Here is a 1,238-nt window from a genome sequence, read left to right as displayed (position 1 = left end):
GATGACGCCCTCTTCCTCGAGCTTCTGGATGCGTCTCCAGCAAGGCGTCGTCGACAGCCCGACTTTCTTGGCGACATCGGCGACCGCGAGTGTCGCGTCCTCCTGCAAGAGGCGGAGAATTTTTCTATCGAGGCGATCCATATCGTGCTCCCAAGGGAATAGAATGCCTATACTCTGCCTTATCCAGGCCTTTCACAAGAAAGAAATTCTGCTGATCGGGCAAAAAGCGAGTGATTTCTTGCTGAAAGGTCAGCCGAGGCGATAGCGGATTTCCGAACGCAGAAAAGGCAGCAAATCCATTTCAAACCACGGATTCTTCTTCAGCCAGCCCGTGTTGCGCCACGAGGGATGCGGCAGCGGCAGCACTTTCGGACCGATGGAATTCTCCCAGATGGAGCGCCAGTCCATGACCGTTTCCGTCAGTGAGGGCCGGCGCGCCGCACCCATGTGCCAGGACTGCGCGTAGATACCGATCGTCAGCACCAGATCGATCCGTGGCATAGAGGCCATCAAAGGTGCGCGCCAGGCCGCCGCGCATTCGCGCCTCGGCGGCAGATCTCCCCCCTTGGCATCCTGGCCGGGAAAGCAGAAGCCCATCGGGACGATTGCGAATTTTTCGATGTCGTAGAATTCGTCGCTCGTCACGCCAAGCCAGCTGCGCAGGCGGTCGCCGGAAGCGTCGGTGAACGGCATGCCCGACAGATGCACCTTGGTGCCGGGCGCCTGGCTGGCGATCAGGATCCGGGCGGTGGATGATGGGCGCAGCACTGGTCGCGGCTCATGCGGCAACGGCTTGCCGGCCGGATTTTCCACGCAGATGCGGCAGGCGCGGACCCTGGCGACGAGGTTTTCGAGTTCGGCAGTCATTCTCAGGCTGATGCGCTCGGCCGGCTGGAAACGGCTTGATGCCAGCGCAACACATTCGCGCACTCATCCGGTACCTTGATGCGTGCCGGCTTCATGAAGTCGACAGCGATCAGGCCGGTGATGTCGGCGATCGAATAGCTGTCACCGGCGATGAACTCCCGGCTGCCCAGTTCGCCGTCCAGCAGCCTGAGGAACGCCACGGCCTTCGGCTTGTTGGCCTCACCCCATTCAGGGACCTGCGGGATTTCCCATTCCTTCATGGCCGGATGGATGTGCCGGAAGGCCTGCGTGACGCAGCTGAGCAAATTGAATTCCATCCGCCTCTGCCACATCTCGACCTGCGCCTTGCCGAGTGCGCCACGCCCGAACAG

Annotated in this window: 3 protein-coding genes; all 3 read right to left on the bottom strand. The window is 61.1% G+C overall.

From position 1 onward, the window contains the following. Positions 1-141 (bottom strand): AsnC family transcriptional regulator (locus tag EN969_RS31700; protein ID WP_127419764.1); only part of this gene is annotated, 141 nt, incomplete at its 3' end. A gap of 108 nt (positions 142-249) precedes the next feature. After that, the gene (locus tag EN969_RS31695) at positions 250-867 is read right to left on the bottom strand and encodes a uracil-DNA glycosylase family protein (protein WP_024503311.1); all 618 of its coding nucleotides are present in this window, start codon (positions 865-867) and stop codon (positions 250-252) included. A 2-nt stretch (positions 868-869) separates the two neighbouring features. After that, on the bottom strand, positions 870-1,238 hold a 369-nt coding region (locus EN969_RS31690), incomplete at its 5' end, for a glutathione binding-like protein (protein ID WP_206525286.1).

Origin of the sequence: Mesorhizobium sp. M7A.F.Ca.CA.003.01.2.1, assembly GCF_003998945.1 — a bacterium.
GTDB lineage: Bacteria > Pseudomonadota > Alphaproteobacteria > Rhizobiales > Rhizobiaceae > Mesorhizobium > Mesorhizobium ciceri.
This window is presented reverse-complemented; position numbering and strand designations above follow the sequence as displayed.